Source organism: Streptomyces sp. NPDC093600 (assembly GCF_044764755.1).
In the GTDB taxonomy this organism is placed as follows: Bacteria; Actinomycetota; Actinomycetes; order Streptomycetales; family Streptomycetaceae; genus Streptomyces.
In genome coordinates this window covers 22,172-39,509 of sequence record NZ_JBIWIU010000007.1, presented here as the reverse complement: position 1 = coordinate 39,509, position 17,338 = coordinate 22,172, and the positions used below count along the sequence as shown (strand labels likewise).

The 17,338-nt window shown below is 71.9% G+C and carries 15 protein-coding genes, 5 tRNA genes and 1 riboswitch; of the genes, 17 read left to right on the top strand and 3 right to left on the bottom strand.

Annotation, left to right across the window (positions count from 1 at the left end):
- Positions 1-60 precede the first annotated feature (60 nt).
- The 3 genes from ACIRB4_RS18520 to ACIRB4_RS18510 are packed head-to-tail and all read left to right on the top strand — an operon-like array spanning position 61 to position 2,179.
- Complete coding sequence (locus ACIRB4_RS18520; protein ID WP_403292468.1) at positions 61-438, top strand: hypothetical protein; 378 nt, start codon at positions 61-63, stop codon at positions 436-438.
- Positions 439-494: 56 nt separating this feature from the next.
- Positions 495-1,349: a DsbA family protein gene (locus ACIRB4_RS18515; protein ID WP_403292467.1), complete on the top strand. Its 855-nt coding sequence runs from the start codon at positions 495-497 to the stop codon at positions 1,347-1,349.
- Positions 1,346-2,179, top strand: coding sequence for a cytochrome c biogenesis CcdA family protein (locus tag ACIRB4_RS18510; RefSeq protein ID WP_403292465.1), 834 nt, complete (start codon positions 1,346-1,348; stop codon positions 2,177-2,179). Before ACIRB4_RS18515 ends, ACIRB4_RS18510 begins: the two co-directional genes overlap by 4 nt.
- A 150-nt stretch (positions 2,180-2,329) precedes the next feature.
- On the opposite strand, the gene ACIRB4_RS18505 is transcribed toward ACIRB4_RS18510, so the two are convergent.
- The 3 genes from ACIRB4_RS18505 to ACIRB4_RS18495 all read right to left on the bottom strand — a co-directional run bounded on the left by ACIRB4_RS18505 (position 2,330) and on the right by ACIRB4_RS18495 (position 2,611).
- Positions 2,330-2,403: transfer RNA gene (locus ACIRB4_RS18505), tRNA-Phe, on the bottom strand.
- Between the two features lie 22 nt (positions 2,404-2,425).
- Positions 2,426-2,499 (bottom strand) — tRNA-Asp (locus ACIRB4_RS18500).
- A 39-nt stretch (positions 2,500-2,538) separates the two neighbouring features.
- Positions 2,539-2,611, bottom strand: a tRNA-Glu gene (locus ACIRB4_RS18495).
- 104 nt (positions 2,612-2,715) lie between these two features.
- On the opposite strand from ACIRB4_RS18495, the gene ACIRB4_RS18490 reads away from it, so the two are divergent.
- From ACIRB4_RS18490 to ACIRB4_RS18425, 14 genes are all read left to right on the top strand, one after another.
- Complete coding sequence (locus ACIRB4_RS18490) at positions 2,716-3,066, top strand: metallopeptidase family protein (protein ID WP_403292464.1); 351 nt, start codon at positions 2,716-2,718, stop codon at positions 3,064-3,066.
- Between the two features lie 171 nt (positions 3,067-3,237).
- Entirely contained in the window at positions 3,238-3,837 is a 600-nt protein-coding gene (locus ACIRB4_RS18485) for a hypothetical protein (protein ID WP_403292462.1), read from the top strand.
- 198 nt (positions 3,838-4,035) lie between these two features.
- Complete coding sequence (locus ACIRB4_RS18480) at positions 4,036-6,273, top strand: DEAD/DEAH box helicase (protein ID WP_403292461.1); 2,238 nt, start codon at positions 4,036-4,038, stop codon at positions 6,271-6,273.
- Between the two features lie 213 nt (positions 6,274-6,486).
- Positions 6,487-9,849 carry a FlgD immunoglobulin-like domain containing protein gene (locus ACIRB4_RS18475; protein ID WP_403292459.1) on the top strand — a complete coding sequence of 1,121 codons (3,363 nt, stop codon included), beginning with the start codon at positions 6,487-6,489 and terminating at the stop codon, positions 9,847-9,849.
- Positions 9,850-9,955: 106 nt separating this feature from the next.
- Positions 9,956-10,028 (top strand) — tRNA-Lys (locus tag ACIRB4_RS18470).
- Between the two features lie 168 nt (positions 10,029-10,196).
- Positions 10,197-10,430 carry a hypothetical protein gene (locus ACIRB4_RS18465; protein WP_403292458.1) on the top strand — a complete coding sequence of 78 codons (234 nt, stop codon included), beginning with the start codon at positions 10,197-10,199 and terminating at the stop codon, positions 10,428-10,430.
- Between the two features lie 72 nt (positions 10,431-10,502).
- On the top strand, positions 10,503-11,105 hold the full coding sequence (locus ACIRB4_RS18460) for a dienelactone hydrolase family protein (protein WP_403292929.1): 603 nt from the start codon (positions 10,503-10,505) through the stop codon (positions 11,103-11,105).
- Positions 11,106-11,272: 167 nt separating this feature from the next.
- Complete coding sequence (locus ACIRB4_RS18455) at positions 11,273-11,752, top strand: rhodanese-like domain-containing protein (RefSeq protein WP_403292456.1); 480 nt, start codon at positions 11,273-11,275, stop codon at positions 11,750-11,752.
- Positions 11,753-11,803: 51 nt separating this feature from the next.
- Positions 11,804-11,877 (top strand) — tRNA-Met (locus ACIRB4_RS18450).
- Between the two features lie 138 nt (positions 11,878-12,015).
- On the top strand, positions 12,016-12,756 hold the full coding sequence (locus ACIRB4_RS18445; RefSeq protein WP_403292454.1) for a MerR family transcriptional regulator: 741 nt from the start codon (positions 12,016-12,018) through the stop codon (positions 12,754-12,756).
- Between the two features lie 85 nt (positions 12,757-12,841).
- Entirely contained in the window at positions 12,842-13,261 is a 420-nt protein-coding gene (locus tag ACIRB4_RS18440; RefSeq protein ID WP_403292452.1) for a hypothetical protein, read from the top strand.
- Between the two features lie 62 nt (positions 13,262-13,323).
- On the top strand, positions 13,324-14,418 hold the full coding sequence (locus ACIRB4_RS18435) for a PLP-dependent cysteine synthase family protein (RefSeq protein WP_403292450.1): 1,095 nt from the start codon (positions 13,324-13,326) through the stop codon (positions 14,416-14,418).
- Positions 14,415-15,635: an MFS transporter gene (locus ACIRB4_RS18430; protein WP_403292449.1), complete on the top strand. Its 1,221-nt coding sequence runs from the start codon at positions 14,415-14,417 to the stop codon at positions 15,633-15,635. Before ACIRB4_RS18435 ends, ACIRB4_RS18430 begins: the two co-directional genes overlap by 4 nt.
- 182 nt (positions 15,636-15,817) lie before the next feature.
- A complete protein-coding gene (locus tag ACIRB4_RS18425; protein ID WP_403292448.1) occupies positions 15,818-16,978 on the top strand; it encodes a PP2C family protein-serine/threonine phosphatase in 1,161 nt (386 codons plus the stop codon).
- A gap of 211 nt (positions 16,979-17,189) precedes the next feature.
- A riboswitch (cyclic di-AMP (ydaO/yuaA leader) is annotated at positions 17,190-17,336 on the top strand.
- Positions 17,337-17,338 lie beyond the last annotated feature (2 nt).

The window sequence follows — 17,338 nt, the reverse complement described above, 5'->3', positions numbered from 1 at the left end:
TTACCGGGGCTCCCGCCCGCGCCCGTACCATTTCGGGCAGTCCACCCGAGAGGCTTCCCGATGTCCCGCACCCTTCGCGCGCCGGCGGCGTTCGCCGCGGTCGTGGGCGTGCTGCTCGGGCTGCTGGTCTGCGGCACGACCCCGGCGGTGGCGAGCAGCGTGGTGGCGAGCGCTGGGGCGCCGAGCACGGCGGTGGTCGTGGACGCCGGGGCCCCGTCCCCGGGGTGCGATCAGGGGCACACGTCCGACGGAGCCGCCCGGCCCGCGACCCCGCCGCGCCCGAACGGGTTCGGCGAGCTGCTGCCCGTACTCGCGGCCGAGCGTCCGGCCGAGGGAGCCTTCGGCGGAGACCAGGACATACGGGACCTGCTGCCGGGTCCGGAGCCGCCGGAGCTCGTACCGCCGTCACCGATGGAGTTGTCGATCCTGCGCGTGTAGAGGGCCGGCCGCTGTCGCCGTCCGTCCTCTTTCTCCCAGTTCAGGAGCGTTTCTCCATGCCCAAGTCCAAGGTTCGGCCCAAGTCCAAGGCCGCGTCCTCATCCCGGTCCGCGTCCAAGCCGGTGGTGATCGTGGCCGGTGTGGCGGTCGCCGCCGCGCTGCTCGGTCTGGTCTCGTACACCGCGACCAAGCCCTCGTCCGGGGGTTCGGCCGGGTCGTCCTCCGCCGCCGAGGTCTCCGCCGACCCGTCCGCCGGCGTCTACCCGGAGCTGGAGGCGTACGCCCGCCGCGACGCCTCCGACAAGCTGGCCCTCGGGCGGGCCGACGCGCCCGTCGTCCTGATCGAGTACGCCGACTTCAAGTGCGGCTACTGCGGGAAGTTCGCCCGCGACACCGAGCCCGAGCTGGTGAAGAGGTACGTCGACAACGGCACCCTTCGCATCGAGTGGCGGAACTTCCCGATCTTCGGTGAGGAGTCGGAGGCGGCGGCCCGCGCCTCGTGGGCGGCGGGGCAGCAGGGCAGGTTCTGGGAGTTCCACCGGGCCGCGTACGCCGAGGGGGCCAAGGAGAAGGGCTTCGGCAAGGACCGGCTCGCCGCCCTCGCGGAGGAGGCGGGCGTCGGGGACCTGGCGAGGTTCACCCGGGACGCGGACAGCGAGGCCGCGCGCGCGGCGGTGAGCAAGGACCAGGAGCAGGCGTACTCCCTGGGCGCCACCTCGACGCCGTCGTTCCTGATCAACGGCCGGCCGATCGCGGGCGCGCAGCCGATGGAGGCGTTCACGCAGGCGATCGACGCGGCGGCGAAGACGGCGAAGACGGCCAAGCCGACGAAGAGCGCGCGGCCGGGTCAGCCGGAGAAGACGGGTCCCTCGGAGAAGACGGGTCCGTCGGCTTCGGGCGGCCCGCGGTGAGCTCGGACATCGGCTATCTGGCCGCCCTCCTCGGCGGCCTCCTCGCCCTGCTGAGCCCGTGCAGCGCCCTGCTGCTCCCGGCGTTCTTCGCGTACTCGATCGACTCGACGAGCCGGCTGCTGGCCCGTACCGGTGTTTTCTACGCGGGCCTGGCCACCACCCTCGTCCCGCTCGGCGCGGCCGGATCCTTCGCCGGACGGCTGTTCTACGGCCACCGGGATCTCCTGGTGGCCCTCGGCGGCTGGCTGATCATCGTTCTCGGGGTGCTCCAGATCCTCGGCATGGGCTTCGCCTCCCGCCGTATCGCCGAGGTCAGCGGCCGGATCCGCCCCACGACGGCGGTCTCCGTCTACGCCCTGGGCCTGGTCTACGGGCTGGCCGGGTTCTGCGCGGGCCCCATCCTCGGCAGTGTGCTGACGGTGGCGGCGCTGAGCGGCAGCCCGGCGTACGGCGGGCTGCTGCTCGCGGTGTACGCGCTGGGCATGGCGGTGCCGCTGTTCCTGCTGGCGCTGCTCTGGGAGCGGTACGAGCTGGGCCGGCGGCGCTGGCTGCGCGGCCGGCCGCTCCGGGTCGGCCGCTTCGAGCTGCACTCGACCTCGCTGCTTTCGGGCCTCTTCTTCGTGCTGCTCGGCACGCTCTTCCTGGTCTTCGACGGCACGACCGCCCTGCCGGGGCTGCTGTCGGTGGACGACTCGTTCGCGGTGGAGGAGCGGGTGGCGGCGGTGGGCCGCGCGGTGCCGGACTGGGCGCTGATGGTGGCGCTGGTCGCGGTCGTGGCGCTGGTGCTCGCCGTCCGTGGACGGCGCGTGAGGCGGCGCCAGGAGGGGTGAGGGGCGGGGGCGCCCGGCTCCGCGGGGCGGGGCGCCCCGGCGCGTACGGGTGGTGCTCGGGTACGGGCGCAGGGGTGGTGCTCGGGTACGAGCGGAGGGGTCTACGCATACGAAAAAGGCCCCGCTCTTTCGAACGGGGCCTTCTCTTTGTGGCTGGGGCCGGGGTCGAACCGGCGACCTATCGCTTTTCAGGCGATCGCTCGTACCAACTGAGCTACCCAGCCACGAGATCATTTCTGACCTCAGCGATCCTGACGGGACTTGAACCCGCGACCTCCACCTTGACAGGGTGGCGAGCTAACCAACTGCTCCACAGGACCTTGCGATGTGCGAGATCTAGTCTCGCACAGGATGTAGCGTGCCCCCAACGGGATTCGAACCCGTGCTACCGCCTTGAAAGGGCGGCGTCCTGGGCCACTAGACGATGAGGGCTAGAGGCTCACCTGCGCGCTTCGCAGCGCGTCGGGGACGTGAGAAGCATATGGGATGCCGGCGGCTATCGCCAAAACGGTTTCGTGTGGGGCGACAATGGGCGGGTGCTGGAGATGACGCGCGAGGAGTTCGAGGAGCTTGTCGCCGAGGCCCTGGACCGGATCCCGCCGGAGCTGACGCGGCTGATGGACAACGTCGCGGTGTTCGTGGAGGAGGAACCCTCTCCGGACGACCCCGAGCTGCTCGGGCTCTACGAGGGGACACCGCTGACGGACCGCGGCGAGTGGTACGCCGGGGTGCTGCCGGACCGGATCACGATCTACCGGGGGCCGACGCTGCGGATGTGCGAGTCGCGCGAGGACGTGGTGGCGGAGACCGAGATCACGGTCGTGCACGAGATCGCCCACCACTTCGGCATCGACGACGAGCGACTGCACGCGCTGGGCTACGGCTGACGAAGCCGAACGGGCGCTGGTGCGGCCGACGGCTGACGCCTCCGCTCCTTGAGGGGCGGAGCGGCCGGGGCGGCCGCGGGCGTGTCCCTTGTGGTGCCAAGGGAGTTGGGCAGCGAGACGCGTCCCCTTCGCGTTCCCGTTTCCGCCCGATGTCTCCTGGAGGTGCCCTCCGTGCGCCATTTGCCCACCCGTGTGAGATGGGCCGCCACCGCGCTGGCGGTCGCCGCCTGTGCCGGTCTGAGCGGCTGTATGAGTGTGAGTGACGAGGGTGCGAAGCCCGCACCCGGCAAGTCCGCGGGGAAGCAGGGCGTGGCGGCCGAGGTCGAGCGCGGTGTCGGGGGTCCGGGCGGGCCCGGCGGTGCGGGGCGCGAGGGGGCCGGAGAGGGCGGACCGGACGCGGACGGCGCCGGTGAGGAGTCGCCGGTCCCGAGCGGATCGCCCTCGGCCTCCGGGAAGCCTCCGGCGGGCGCGCCGCCGGGGCCGGGCGGCGCGCCGAAGCCGCCGGCCGAGCCCGGTGGGGCGGGCGGGTCCGGTGGGGCCGGAGAGCCGAGTGCGCCGGCCGAGGAGACCACGCCCCCGGCGGAGCCGTCGTCGGCTCCGACGCAGGAGCCGTCCGCGACCCCGGACCCCACTCAGGAGCCGACCGCGGAGCCGTCCGACCAGCCGACCTCGACGCCCGGCGCGGACACGCACATGGGCGCCATGAGGGCGGCCGACGCGCCCGGCGGACACTCGGAACCAGAGGCATCGCCGCAGGTCGCGCCGGTGTGACGGAGGCCGGTTTGCAATGAGGCGGGGAGGGTGCGTATGGTTATAGATCGTTTGATCCCATTGCCCGGCGCCGAAACAGAAGAGCGCCGTGTGGCGCGTACTCTCCCTAGCCGTGGCTGACCGCATTGAGGCGGTCGATTTGCGAATTCACGGAGTTGACGGGCGCGTGCCGAGACTCCGGAAGGTTTCGCATTTCGCATGTCCATTTTCAGTCCTGACCACGCCGTCCTGCCCGAGAACGACGAGATCGTCGACGCCGTAGAGGCTGTCGTCGAGGTGGCCGCCGAGGCTGCCGAGGCGGCTGAGTCCTCCGAGCCGACGATCACCTTCGCCGACCTGGGCCTGCCCGAGGGCGTTGTGCGCAAGCTCGCGCAGAACGGTGTGACCAGCCCCTTCCCGATCCAGGCCGCGACCATCCCGGACGCCCTGGCCGGCAAGGACATCCTCGGCCGTGGCCGTACCGGCTCCGGCAAGACCCTCTCCTTCGGTCTGCCGACGCTGGCGCAGCTGGCCGGCGGCCACACCGAGAAGAAGAAGCCCCGCGCGGTCATCCTCACCCCGACCCGCGAGCTCGCGATGCAGGTCGCGGACGCCCTCCAGCCGTACGGTGACGTGCTCGGCCTGAAGATCAAGGTCGTCTGCGGCGGTACGTCGATGGGCAACCAGATCTACGCCCTGGAGCGCGGCGTCGACGTCCTCGTCGCCACCCCGGGCCGACTGCGCGACATCATCAACCGCGGCGCCTGCTCCCTGGAGAACGTCCAGGTCGCGGTCCTCGACGAGGCCGACCAGATGTCGGACCTGGGCTTCCTGCCCGAGGTCACCGAGCTGTTCGACCAGATCCCCGAGGGCGGCCAGCGCATGCTCTTCTCCGCCACCATGGAGAACGAGATCGGCACGCTGGTCAAGCGCTACCTGAAGAACCCGGTCAGCCACGAGGTCGACAGCGCCCAGGGCAACGTCTCGACCATGACGCACCACGTTCTCGTCGTGAAGCCGAAGGACAAGGCGCCGGTCACGGCCGCGATCGCCGCCCGCAAGGGCCGCACGATCATCTTCGTCCGTACCCAGCTGGGTGCCGACCGCATCGCCGAGCAGCTCATCGAGTCCGGCGTGAAGGCGGACGCGCTGCACGGCGGCATGACGCAGGGCGCACGCACCCGGGTCCTCGAGGACTTCAAGAAGGGTTACGTCAACGCGCTCGTCGCGACCGACGTCGCCGCCCGCGGCATCCACGTCGACGGCATCGACCTGGTCCTGAACGTGGACCCGGCCGGTGACCACAAGGACTACCTGCACCGCTCGGGCCGTACCGCGCGGGCCGGCAAGTCCGGTGTCGTGGTCTCCCTGTCGCTGCCGCACCAGCGCCGCCAGATCTTCCGGCTGATGGAGGACGCGGGCGTCGACGCCACGCGCCACATCGTGCAGGGCGTCGGCGCGTTCGACCCGGAGGTCGCCGAGATCACTGGTGCGCGTTCGCTCACCGAGGTCCAGGCCGACTCCGCGAACAACGCGGCCAAGCAGGCCGAGCGTGAGGTCGCCGAGCTCACCAAGCAGCTGGAGCGCCTGACGCGCCGGGCCGCCGAGCTCCGCGAGGAGGCCGACCGTCTGGTCGCCCGTTCCGCGCGCGAGCGGGGCGAGGACCCGGAGGCCGCGGTCGCCGAGGTGACCGAGGCCGCCGAGGCCGAGATCGCGGCGGTGACGGCCGCTCAGGTGGCCGAGGAGCGCCGCGAGGACCGTCGTGAGGAGCGCCCGGCGTTCCGCGACGAGCGGGGCAACTACGAGCGCCGTGACCGTGGCGGCGACCGCGGTGGCGACCGTGGTGGCTTCCGTCGTGACAACGACCGTCCGTCCGGTGGTTTCCGTCGTGACGACCGTCGTGACAACGACCGTCCGTCGGGTGGTTTCCGCCGCGACGACCGTCCGTCCGGTGGCTTCCGTCGGGACAACGACCGTCCGTCCGGTGGCTTCCGCCGCGACGACCGTCCCTCGGGCGGCTTCAACCGCGACGACCGCGGTGACCGTGGTGGCGACCGCGGTGGTTTCCGTCGGGACAACGACCGTCCGTCGGGTGGTTTCCGCCGCGACGACCGTCCGTCCGGTGGCTTCCGTCGGGACAACGACCGCCCGTCGGGTGGCTTCCGCCGCGACGACCGCCCGTCCGGTGGCTTCAACCGCGACGACCGTGGCGGCCGTTCCTTCGACCGTCGTGACGACCGTCCCTCGGGCGGCCACCGCGGCAGCGACCGTCCGTTCAACCGCGACCGTCGCGACGACCGCCCCGCCGGCGGCTTCCGCTCGGGCGGCGACCGCCCGTACGGCCGTCGTGACGACCACCGCGGCGGCGAGCACCGCGGCACCGGCTCCAACACCGGCACGAACACCGGCTCCTTCGGGCGCCGTGACGACAAGCCGCGCTGGAAGCGCAACGGCTGATTGAGCCAAGGCCGAAGGCCCGCATCACACCTCGCCGGTGTGATGCGGGCCTTCGTCGTTTTGAACGCGTTAGAAAATGGCGCGCGGAGATGGTTCGCCCCTGTTAGTGTCGAACACACTTGCGCGGGGGGCGCGTTGGCCGCGGGCGTCGAGCCGGGGGGACGGTCAGGCTTCCTCCGTGCCCGACGAGCGGCCTTCGGGGAGAAGCTGATCTTGAGACGTCTTACGCCGGTCCGGAACGCGATCGCCGCGGCCGTGGCCGTCGGCATCACCGCCGGACTCGCACCACTCACCACCGTCACCGCGGTCGCGGCCGAGGCGCCGCGGGACGCCCTGACCATCCCCGCCCCGACGGTGGGGGACCCGAACGCGTCCGTCCTGCAACAGGCCGGCGAGACGGGCTATCTGTCCGGCTGGATGAACAGCGGCTTCCACTGGACCTCGTACGCCGACGGGACCACGAAGCCCGTCCCCGTGCCGGCCGGCTACAAGACCGTCTACGGCACGGACTCCGACATCGTCGCCTTCGTCGGCGACTGGAGGAGCGTCCTCCAGCGCGACATGCGGGACGGCTCGGAGCGGACCGTCACGATTCCCGCCGATCAGACCCTTTTCAGCGTCTTCGGGGACGCCGTGGTGACCAAGGAGAGCGCGGGAGGGAAGACGACCGCCCTCCACGTGCTCACCTGGAAGGACGGGCAGCTCGCCGACCGGACGGTTCCGCTGTCCGGCGCGGACTACGTCAACGTCCTGGCCTCCGACAGGAACGGGCTGTACCTCGCCGTCCAGTACGGCGACCTCACGTTCGTGGACCGGCTCGCCCGGGACGGATCGCGGACGGGCACGCGGCTCGACGACGTGCCGTACCGGACCGTGGCCGGTGGTGGCCACGTCACCCAGTGGCACGACAGCGGCCGCCTGACGGTCTGGCAGACGGATGACCTCCGGCAGCCGGCCCGCGAACTCACCGTCGCCGGCGCGGAGGACGGGCAGCTGCTCGGCACCGTCGGCGACCAGGTCCTGATCGCCAGGCCGCTCTCCGAGAAGCCCCGCTACGCCGAGCTGGAGTGGCGCGTCCTCGCCGTGCCGTTCACCGGCGGCCCCGAGCGTGTGGTCTTCGAGCGGGCCACCGCCATGCCCCGCTTCAAGGCCGACGGTTCCCTGCTCATCGGCCGCGCCGAGACGGGTGAGGGGACGGGGCCGGGCGTCTACGCGCTCCGGCCGGGGGCGGCCGGTGGGCTGGACATCACGAAGGTCGCGGACGCACCGCCCGTACGGACGGCCGTCACCGGACTCGCACTGGGACAGGGCCGGTTGACCACGGTCGACCGCGTGCCCACCCTCGACGGTCCCGAGGCCCGGCTGCGTTCCACCGACCTGACGGTCGCCGGGGCCCTGGAGGCCGCAGAGCGTACGGACCGGGGCGCCGACCCCGCGCAGTTCCCCGGCGGCTGCCTCACGGCGGCCGAATGCCCCGAGACCTTCGCGACCGGGGACGGCCGGGTCGTCTTCCGTAAGAAGGACGGCAACGGCCTCGCCGTCGTGGACGCCGGCGGTTCGCTGCCGGCCAGGACGGTCACCGAGCAGCGGATCAGCACGGGCCCGGACACCCTGCGCGTGTCCGGCCGCTACGCCGCCGCGCGGACCGAGGACGGCCGGGTCCGGGTCTTCGACCTGGACAACGGCGGGAACGTCCGTACCGGAGCAGTGAACGCTCCGTTCGCGCTCGCGGGCAGCACCCTGTGGACCGCTTCGGGCCCCCTGGGCGGAGCGGTGGACACGGTCAGCGCCGTGGACGTGCGCACCGGCCGGGCCCTCGGGTCGGCCAAGGTCGCCGACTGTTCGATCGGCGCGCTCCAGGCGACCGGCACCTCGCTGTACTGGGAGTGCGGCCCCGAGTCCTCCGGCGTGTACGACACGGAGACCCGGACGTCCACGCCGCTCCCCGCCCATCAGGGTGCCCTCCTGGGCGACGGCCATGTCGTCTGGCAGAAGGGCGGCGAGCTCTACACCACCGACGTGCGCGGGGCCGCGACCACCCGGCAGATCGGCACGCCCGGCCTGGCCGGGCCCGGCAGGGGCTGGACCGTCGACCGCTTCGGCGGACCGCTCGCGTACGCCGACGCCGAGGGCGCCGTCCACGTCGTCCCGTCCGGCGTACCCGCCTCCGCCCTCGCCGTGATCGACGCGGACACCCCGGCCGCGTTCGACGCCGCGGCCGCCTCCTGGTCGGGGCGCTGGTGGCTGTCCAAGCCCGCCGCGTCCTGGACCCTCACGCTGACGCACAAGGCCACGGGCGCCGTCGCCCGCACCCTGTCCGGCGGAGAGGCGCGCGGTCTGCTCACCGCCGCCTGGGACGGCAAGGACGACAGCGGAAAGCCGGTCACGAACGGCGCCTACACCTGGTCGCTGACGGCGCGGCCCGCCGACGGCGTGGGCACGGTGGTCGAGCAGCGCGGTGCGCTGCTGCTGAGCGGGGGTCTCTCCTCGGCGTACGGCACCTTCAAGCCGGTCACACCGGTCCGGCTGATGGACACCCGGAGCGGTGTGGGCGTGCCGAAGGCGAAGGTCGGTCCGGGCCGGACGGTGACCCTGCCGGTCCGCGAGCCGGGCATCAGCGCCGTCGTCCTGAACGTGACGGCGACGAACGCGACGGCGGCGAGCTTCGTGTCGGTGTACCCGTCGGGCACGTCGCGGACGAGCGCGTCGAACCTGAACTTCGTCGCCGGTCAGACGGTGCCGAACCTGGTGGTCGTGCCGGTCGTCGACGGCAAGGTGAGCTTCTACAACCACGCCGGCTCGGTGGACCTGCTGGCCGATGTCGCCGGGTACTACACCGGTGGCGGCGACGGCTCCACGTACGAACCGGTGACACCGGCCCGGCTGATGGACACCCGCAGCGGTCTCGGTGTCCCGAAGGCGAAGGTCGGTCCGGGCGCGACGGTGACCCTGCCGGTCGGCAGGCCGGGGATCAGCGCCGTCGTCCTGAACGTGACGGCGACGAGCCCGACGGCGGCGAGCTTCGTGTCGGTGTACCCGTCGGGTACGCGGCGGACGAGCGCGTCGAACCTGAACTTCGTCGCCGGTCAGACGGTGCCGAACCTGGTGGTCGTGCCGGTCGTCGACGGCAAGGTGAGCTTCTACAACCACGCCGGCTCCGTCGATCTGCTGGCCGATGTCGCCGGGTACTACGTGACGGGCGGCGCCGGGGCCGAGTACAAGCCGATGACGCCGACCCGGCTGATGGACACCCGCAGCGGCCTCGGCGTACCGCGGTCCCGCCTGGACGCCCGCCGGACCACGACACTCCAGGTCGCGGGCGCGGGCGGGGTGCCGGCGTCCGGCGTCTCGGCGGTGGTCCTGAACGTGACGGCGACGAACGCGACGGCGACCAGCTTCGTGTCGGTGTACCCGTCGGGCACGTCGCGGACGAGCGCGTCGAACCTGAACTTCGTCGCCGGCCAGACGGTGCCGAACCTGGTGGTCGTACCGGTCGTCGACGGCAAGGTGACCTTCTACAACCACGCCGGCTCCGTCGACCTGATCGCGGACATCGCGGGCTTCTACACCGGCTGACCCCCGGGTCCTGGCGCACACCCGGTGCGCCAGGACCCGCCACTGCCGATACCCGATCGGCTGCGGGGCCTGATCCGGCTATGCTGCGGGGGTGCCCTTGTGCCGAGGGCCGTTAGCTCAATTGGCAGAGCAGCGGACTTTTAATCCGTTGGTTGTGGGTTCGAGTCCCACACGGCCTACCGAAGGCGGGCCAGGAGAAGCCTCCTGGCCTGCTACGGAGCGCCCCTACCGGTTTCGGCTGGTCGGGGCGCTCCGTCATTCCGGGGCGCGTGCGTGAGCGACGCGTGAGCGGATCATGTCCTCCTCGTACCGCTGAACAAGCGGGAAGGCTTTGAGGGTGAGTGGTAGTGGCCGCGCTCGTCTACTTCCGGAAGATCTCCGAGGACGGGGAGCTGGTCCGCTACGAGTTCGGGGATGATCCGGACAGATTTACACGGCACCTGACCATGGACAAGGAATCCCGCACGTCGTCCGCCGACGACGGCCGGGCGGACTACTCGTTCGTCAAGGCTTCCCGGAAGATCAACGCGCTGCGCGAGGAACGCGACCGGTGGCCGGACCGGGGCATGAGCGTGAGTTGACCGGCCCATGTGCCTGCGCCGCGGCGGCCGTTGTCAGTGGGCTGCGCGAGGATCGCAGTGGTCCGTGCCGGCGTGGTCGGGCCGGAGAGGGTGGTCATGGCCGAGGTGTTGGTGTTCCATCACGCGCAGGGGCTGACGGACGGTGTGCGTGGCTTCGCCGAAGAGGTGCGGCGGGGTGGGCATGTGGTGCATGTGCCCGATCTGTACGAGGGACGGACGTTCGACAGTCTTGAAGACGGCGCCGGGTACGCCCAAGAGGTCGGTTTCGGGGCGATCGTCGAGCGCGGGGTGCGGGCTGCCGAGGGGCTGCCCAAGGGGCTGGTGTACGTGGGGTTCTCGCTCGGGGTGCTGCCCGCCCAGAAGTTGGCCCAGACGCGGCCCGGCGCGGCCGGAGCCGTGTTGGTCAGCGCGTGTGTGCCCGTCGGTGAGTTCGGTACGGCATGGCCGGCCGACGTCCCCGTACAGATCCATGGAATGGACGCGGACGAGTTCTTCGCCGGTGAGGGCGACCTCGACGCCGCCCGCGCCCTTGTGGCGGATGCGGAGGACGCGGAGCTTTTCCTCTACGCGGGCGATCGGCATCTGTTCGCCGACAGCGGCCTGCCGTCGTACGACGAGACGGCGGCCGGGCTGCTCGTCCAGCGGGTGCTCGCCTTTTTGGAGAAGCACGGCTAGTCCACCTGCCTCACGCGACCGTTCCATGGCGGACCGGGGCGCGGAGTCGGCCGATGAGTGAGATCCACGCCGCGCCCCGGTGAACTCGCCGTTTTCCCCTGCCGATCCGCGCGGTCACCGGGAATTGCCACTTCAACGCGTCGATCTCCGACCGTAGATTTTCAGGCATGACGACAACGACGCAGGTCAATTCGGTACTTCGCACCCCGCCCGCCTCGCCCGCCGCGGCGGCCGCCTATTTCGCCGCGGGGCTCGCCTTCCACGCCGACGTGTCCGACGTCGCCGCCGCTCTCGCCGACGGCGGGGACCCCGGCTTCGTCGTTCTCGACTCGCGCTCCACGGCCTCCTGGGACCAGGGCCACATCCCCGGCGCGATCCATCTGCCGACCGCCCTCATACCCGAGCAGGCCGAGCGGCTGCTCGACAAGTCCGTGCCCGTGGTCACGTACTGCTGGGGCCCCGGCTGCAACGGCGGCGCGCGCGCCGCGCTCGCCCTCGCCCAGCTCGGCTACCAGGTCAAGGAGATGCTCGGCGGCTTCGAGTACTGGGTGCGCGAGGGCTTCGCGTACGAGACGTGGGAAGGCGCCGGGAAGAAGGACGCGGACCCGCTGACGGCCCCCGTCGACGCCGAGGACTGCGGCTGCTGAGGAAACGGATTTCCGAATCCGCTGCCCATGCCGTAAGGTCATATTCACCGACGCGGGGTGGAGCAGCTCGGTAGCTCGCTGGGCTCATAACCCAGAGGTCGCAGGTTCAAATCCTGTCCCCGCTACTCAGTAGCAACGAAGGCCCGGATCCAGTGAATGGATCCGGGCTTTCGTCGTGTCCCGGGGTGCCTCCGGCGCGTTTCCGGCGCGGCCCTTTTCCGCCGCTTGACCTTTACGCGACGTCAAGATTTAGCGTTCTCGGCATGGAGTGGTCGATCCAGGAGATCGCCAGGAAGGCCGGCACCACCAGCCGCACGCTCAGGCACTACGGCGAGCGCGGACTGCTGGAGCCCAGCCGGATCGGCGCCAACGGTTACCGGTACTACGACCAGGCGGCACTCGTGCGGCTGCAGCGCATCCTGCTGCTGCGCGAGCTCGGGCTCTCGCTGTCCGCCATCGCCGAGGTCCTCGAAGGCCAGCGCGACACGTCCGCCGCCCTGCGGACCCATCTCGCCCTGCTGGAGCAGGAGCGGGAGCGCATCGGCCGGCAGATCGAGTCGGTGCGGACCACTCTCCACAAGACCGAGAAGGGAGAAGAGCTGATGGCCGAGGAAGTGTTCGACGGGTTCGACCACGCGCGGTACGAGGCGGAGGTCACCGAGCGCTGGGGCCGGGAGGCGTACGAGAAGGGCGACCGCTGGTGGCGCTCGCTCGGCGCCGAGGAGAAGCGGGCGTTCATGGACCGGCAGGCCGGCATCGCCCGTGACTTCGCCCGGGCGGCGCGGGACGGCCTGGCCGCCGACAGCGACGAGGTCCAGGCGATCACGCGCCGCCACATCGAGTGGCTGTCGACGACCACGACACCGTCGAAGGAGTACGTGATCGGCCTCGGCCGGCTGTACGTCGACGACCCGCGCTTCACCGCCAACTACGACAAGCACGGCGAGGGCACGGCGATCCTCGTCCGGGACGCGATGGAGGTCTACGCGGAGCGCAACCTGTAACGGAAGCTCCGGGAGTAAACGGTGGCCAAAACCGCGCCTGTCCCTTTGCCCAGGCGCGAGTACCCGCCGTAGTGTCGCGCGCACCATGCGTGATCGCGATGTGACGGACGTACGAGCGGCGGTGGGACGGCGGGTGCCCGCCGTCCTGCTGCTCCTCGCCCTCGTCGCGCTGATCGCCGGTGTCTGTCACGGGACGCACGGTCACGTGTTGCCCCTCGCCGACCGAACCGCCACCGCCGCCGGCACCGGAACCGTCGCTTCCGCCCCCGCGCCCGCCCTGCCGCACGGCTGCGAGCGGAACGGCGAGGCGTGGTCCTTCGACGTCCATCTGCCGGCGCAGACCGCAGCCGCCTCGCAGCTCGCGGTGCCGGACGCCGGGGGAGCCGTACGCCTCTCACGGGACGCGGTCCCCGCCGACCCGCACGCGCGCTGTGTCCGGGGCAGGGCGGGGCCCGGCCCCGAGCCGGGAAGTCTGCTGCTCGCCCTCGGAGTGGACCGGAACTGAGCCGGGTCTCGCCCTCGCGTGACCAGGTTCCCTCCGCGTACCACCTCAAGGACGTACCCATCATGAGCAAACTGCTGCCCGGCGCCTCCCTGCCCAGCGCCTCCCTCCCCAGCGCCTCCATCGCCCGCGTCGCACCTTCCGTAGCCGATCAGACCGTCGGCCACACCCCCGTGCTGTGGATGGACGACGGCTACTGGGCCAAGCTCGAAGGCTTCAACTTCGGCGGCATCAAGGACCGTGCCGCCCTCCACATGGTCGAGCAGGCCCGCCGCCGGGGCGCGTTGCGGCCCGGTGCGCCGATCGTCGAGTCCACCTCGGGCACCCTCGGCCTCGGCCTCGCCCTCGCGGGTGTGCTGCACGGCCACCCCGTCCACGTCGTCACCGACCCCGGTCTGGAACCGATCGTCGAGCGGATGCTCGTCGCGCACGGCGCCCAGGTCCATGTCGTCCCCGAGCCGCGTGCGCACGGCGGCTGGCAGCAGGCCCGGATGGACCGCGTCGCCGAGCTCCTCACCACGCTCGACGGAGCCTGGTGGCCCGACCAGTACGGCAATCCCGACAATCCCGAGGCGTACGCCGGACTCGCCGCCGAACTCTCCCAGCAGCTCGACCGGATCGACGTCCTCGTCTGCGCGGTGGGTACGGGCGGCCACTCGGCCGGTATCTCGCGCGCGCTGCGCGCCACCAGCAGCCCCGCCCTCGAACTGGTCGGCGTGGACTCCGTCCACTCCACCGTCTTCGGCCTTCCGGCGGGCGAGCGGCTGATGCGCGGGCTCGGGTCCTCCATCCACCCGGGCAACGTCGACCACGGCGCCTTCGACGAGATCCACTGGGTGGGCCCCGAGGACGCGGTGCGTGCGGCCCGCCGGCTCGCGGCCCGTCAGTTCGCCACCGGCGGCTGGAGCGTGGGCGCCGTGGCGCTCGTGGCGGGGTGGCTGGCCCGGACCCGGCCGCGCGGCACCCGGATCGCGGCCGTCTTCCCGGACGGACCGCAGCGGTACTTCGACTCGGTGTTCAGCGACGAGTTCTGCGCGGCCCACGGGCTGTTCGACGCCCCCGTACGGGAGGAGCCGGCGGCGTACGAGAGCGGCGTGCCCGTCACCGGCTGGACCCGCCGGGTGCTGGAGCGGCCGACGCCCTCGGGGCGGGTCCGATGAGTACGACACCCATTACGACCGCCGCCGCCGAGGGCGGGATCTGGAAGCAGAGCCGTACCTTCGAGCCCGCCGCGCGCCTCCTCTTCCTCAACCAGCTCACCATCAACCTCGGCTTCTACATGCTGATGCCGTACCTCGCCGCGCATCTCGCGGACGGGCTCGGCATGGCGGCCTGGTCGGTCGGTCTCGTCCTCGGCGTCCGCAACCTCTCCCAGCAGGGCATGTTCCTGATCGGCGGCGCCCTCGCCGACCGGCTCGGTTTCAAGCCGCTGATCGTCGCCGGCTGCGCCCTGCGGACGGCCGGCTTCGGCGCGCTCGCCTTCGCCCAGTCGCTGCCCGTGCTGATCGCCGCCTCGGTGGCGACGGGCCTGGCGGGAGCGTTGTTCAACCCGGCCGTACGGGCCTATCTGGCGGCCGAGGCGGGGGAGCGGCGCGTGGAGGCGTTCGCCCTGTTCAACACGTACTACCAGGCCGGGATCCTGCTCGGGCCGCTGGTGGGGGTGGCGCTGACCGGCGTCTCCTTCCGGCTGACGTGCGTGGTGGCGGCGGTGCTGTTCGCCGCGCTGACGGTGGTGCAGCTGCGCCATCTGCCGGTACGCGTACGGGAGGCGGCGGCCGAGCCGGTCGCCGGGGAGGGCGGCCAGTTCCGTACGGTGCTCGCCAACCGGACCTTCTGGCTCTTCTCGCTCGCGATGACGGGCTCGTACGTCCTGTCCTTCCAGGTCTATCTCGCGCTGCCGCTGGCCGCGGACAGTACGGGGGTCACGACCGCGCTGTTCGTCGTCTCGGCGCTCGTCGCCCTGGCGGGCCAGTTGCGGATCACCGCCTGGTGCAAGCGCCGGCTGACGCGCGAGCGGTGCCTGGTCCTCGGGCTCGGACTGATGGGCGCGGCCTTCCTGCTGCCGGTGGCGGCGCGCGGGGTGGTGGGGCTACTGCTGTGCGCGGCGGTCCTGGCGCTCGCGAACGCGATCCTCTACCCGTACGAGATGGACACGGTCGTCGCCCTGTCGGGCGGGCGGTGGGTGGCGACGCACTACGGCCTCTACAACACCGTCTGCGGGGTCGGCATCACGCTCGGGAACCTGGGGACCGGGGCGCTGCTCGACCTGACGGGCCGGTCGGCCACGCCCTGGCTGGTGTTGTGCGGGGTCGGTCTCGTCTGCGCGGTGGCGGTGGGGGCGCTGGCCCAGGGAGGACGGCTCGCGGCGACGGCCTGACTACGGGGGGCCGCGCCCGGGCCCCGCGGGCTCGTGCTTCCGTGCCCGCGGGCACGGGCAGGGAGGCACGGGCCCGTACCCCGGTCGGCGGAGCGGGGGTCGCCGCCCGGCGCGGCTCCCGCCACGCTGGGAAGGGCGCGGTACCGTCCGTCGCCGTGTACGGACCGGGCAGGAGAGCACAGGTGGGGCAGCAAGCGGTGGGGAGCGGGTCCTCCCCCCGGCCGCGCCCGCGCGGGGAGCGCGCGCGCCGGTTCATCCGCGCCCTGCCCCCGCTGATCATCGCGGGAGGGGCCGTCTTCGACCTGTCCACCCCGCCCGCCTTCACCGCCGCCCCGATGTTCTCGGCCGCCCCGCTCATCGCGGCCCCGTTCTTCTCGATGCTGACGACCCTGCTCACCGGGATCGCCGCCGTCCTCGTCAGCGTCGGGCTGCACGTCTACAACGACACCCTCACCGACGTCCCGGCGCTCACCGAGACCCTGACCGTCATCACGGTCTCCGCCCTCGCCCTGCTGATCAACCGCGTCGTGCGGCGCAGCGGTGAGCGGCTGGCGTCGGCCCGGGTGATCGCGGAGACGGCGCAGAAGGCGGTGCTGCCGACGCCCGCCGAGCGGATCGGCGGGCTGCAGGTCGCCGCTCGCTACGAGGCCGCGCAGGCGGACGCGTTCATCGGCGGTGATCTGTTCGCGGTCCAGGACACGCCCTACGGGGTACGGCTCGTGGTCGGCGACGTACGGGGCAAGGGGCTCGACGCGGTCGAGGCCGTCGCCGTCGTCATCGGCGCCTTCCGCGAGGCGGCCGAGCAGGAGTCGACGCTGGAGGGCGTCGCCCAGCGGCTGGAGCGGGCGCTGGCCCGCGAGGGCACCCGGCGGACCGGTCTGGACGCCGCCGAGGGGTTCACCACCGCCGTACTGGCCGAGATCCCGCGCGGCAGCGGTCTCGTACGGGTGGTGAACCGCGGGCACCCCGAGCCGCTGCTGCTCCACGCGGACGGGAAGCTGACCCTGCTGGCGCCGAGCGAGCCGGCGCTGCCGCTCGGTCTGGGCGAGCTGGCCGCGTGGCCGGACCGGGCCGACGAGGCGCCGTACCCGCCGGGCGCCACGCTGCTGCTGTACACCGACGGGCTCTCCGAGGCGCGTGACGCCACAGGAGCCTTCTACGATCCCGCCGAGCGGCTCGCCGGGCGGATCTTCCCGGGGCCGGAGGCGCTCCTGGACGCGCTCGTCGACGATGTGCGGCGCTACACCGGGGGCGGGACGACGGACGACATGGCGCTGCTGGCCGTGAGCCGCCCGACGCGGGGGCAGCCGGAGCGGCGGCGGACGATGCCCGTGGTGCCGTGACCATCCGTAGTCACAAGGTGCCACTCCGATAACAATTGACACACCGTCAGGTTCGCGTCGTTCGCCGGGCGTTTACTGAAGCAGGGTCAAGTCGGGCCATTCTCCCGCAATCTCGCTAATGATCAACCGGAACGGCTTGGAATCAGGACCCTCTGTCTATTAACGTTCGATAACGCAGCGCGGTCGTCCCAGCCGTCGCAAGAGACGGCACCGTGCGCACGCGCCGAATCCTGAAAAGGAACCGGGGAACCACCAATTGGGGTGAATCGGGCAGCCTCGCATCCGTGCGAGATGCCCGTAGGAGACCTTCCTGCTCCGAACCCGTCAGCTAACCCGGTAGGCGAGAAGGAAGGAAAGGAG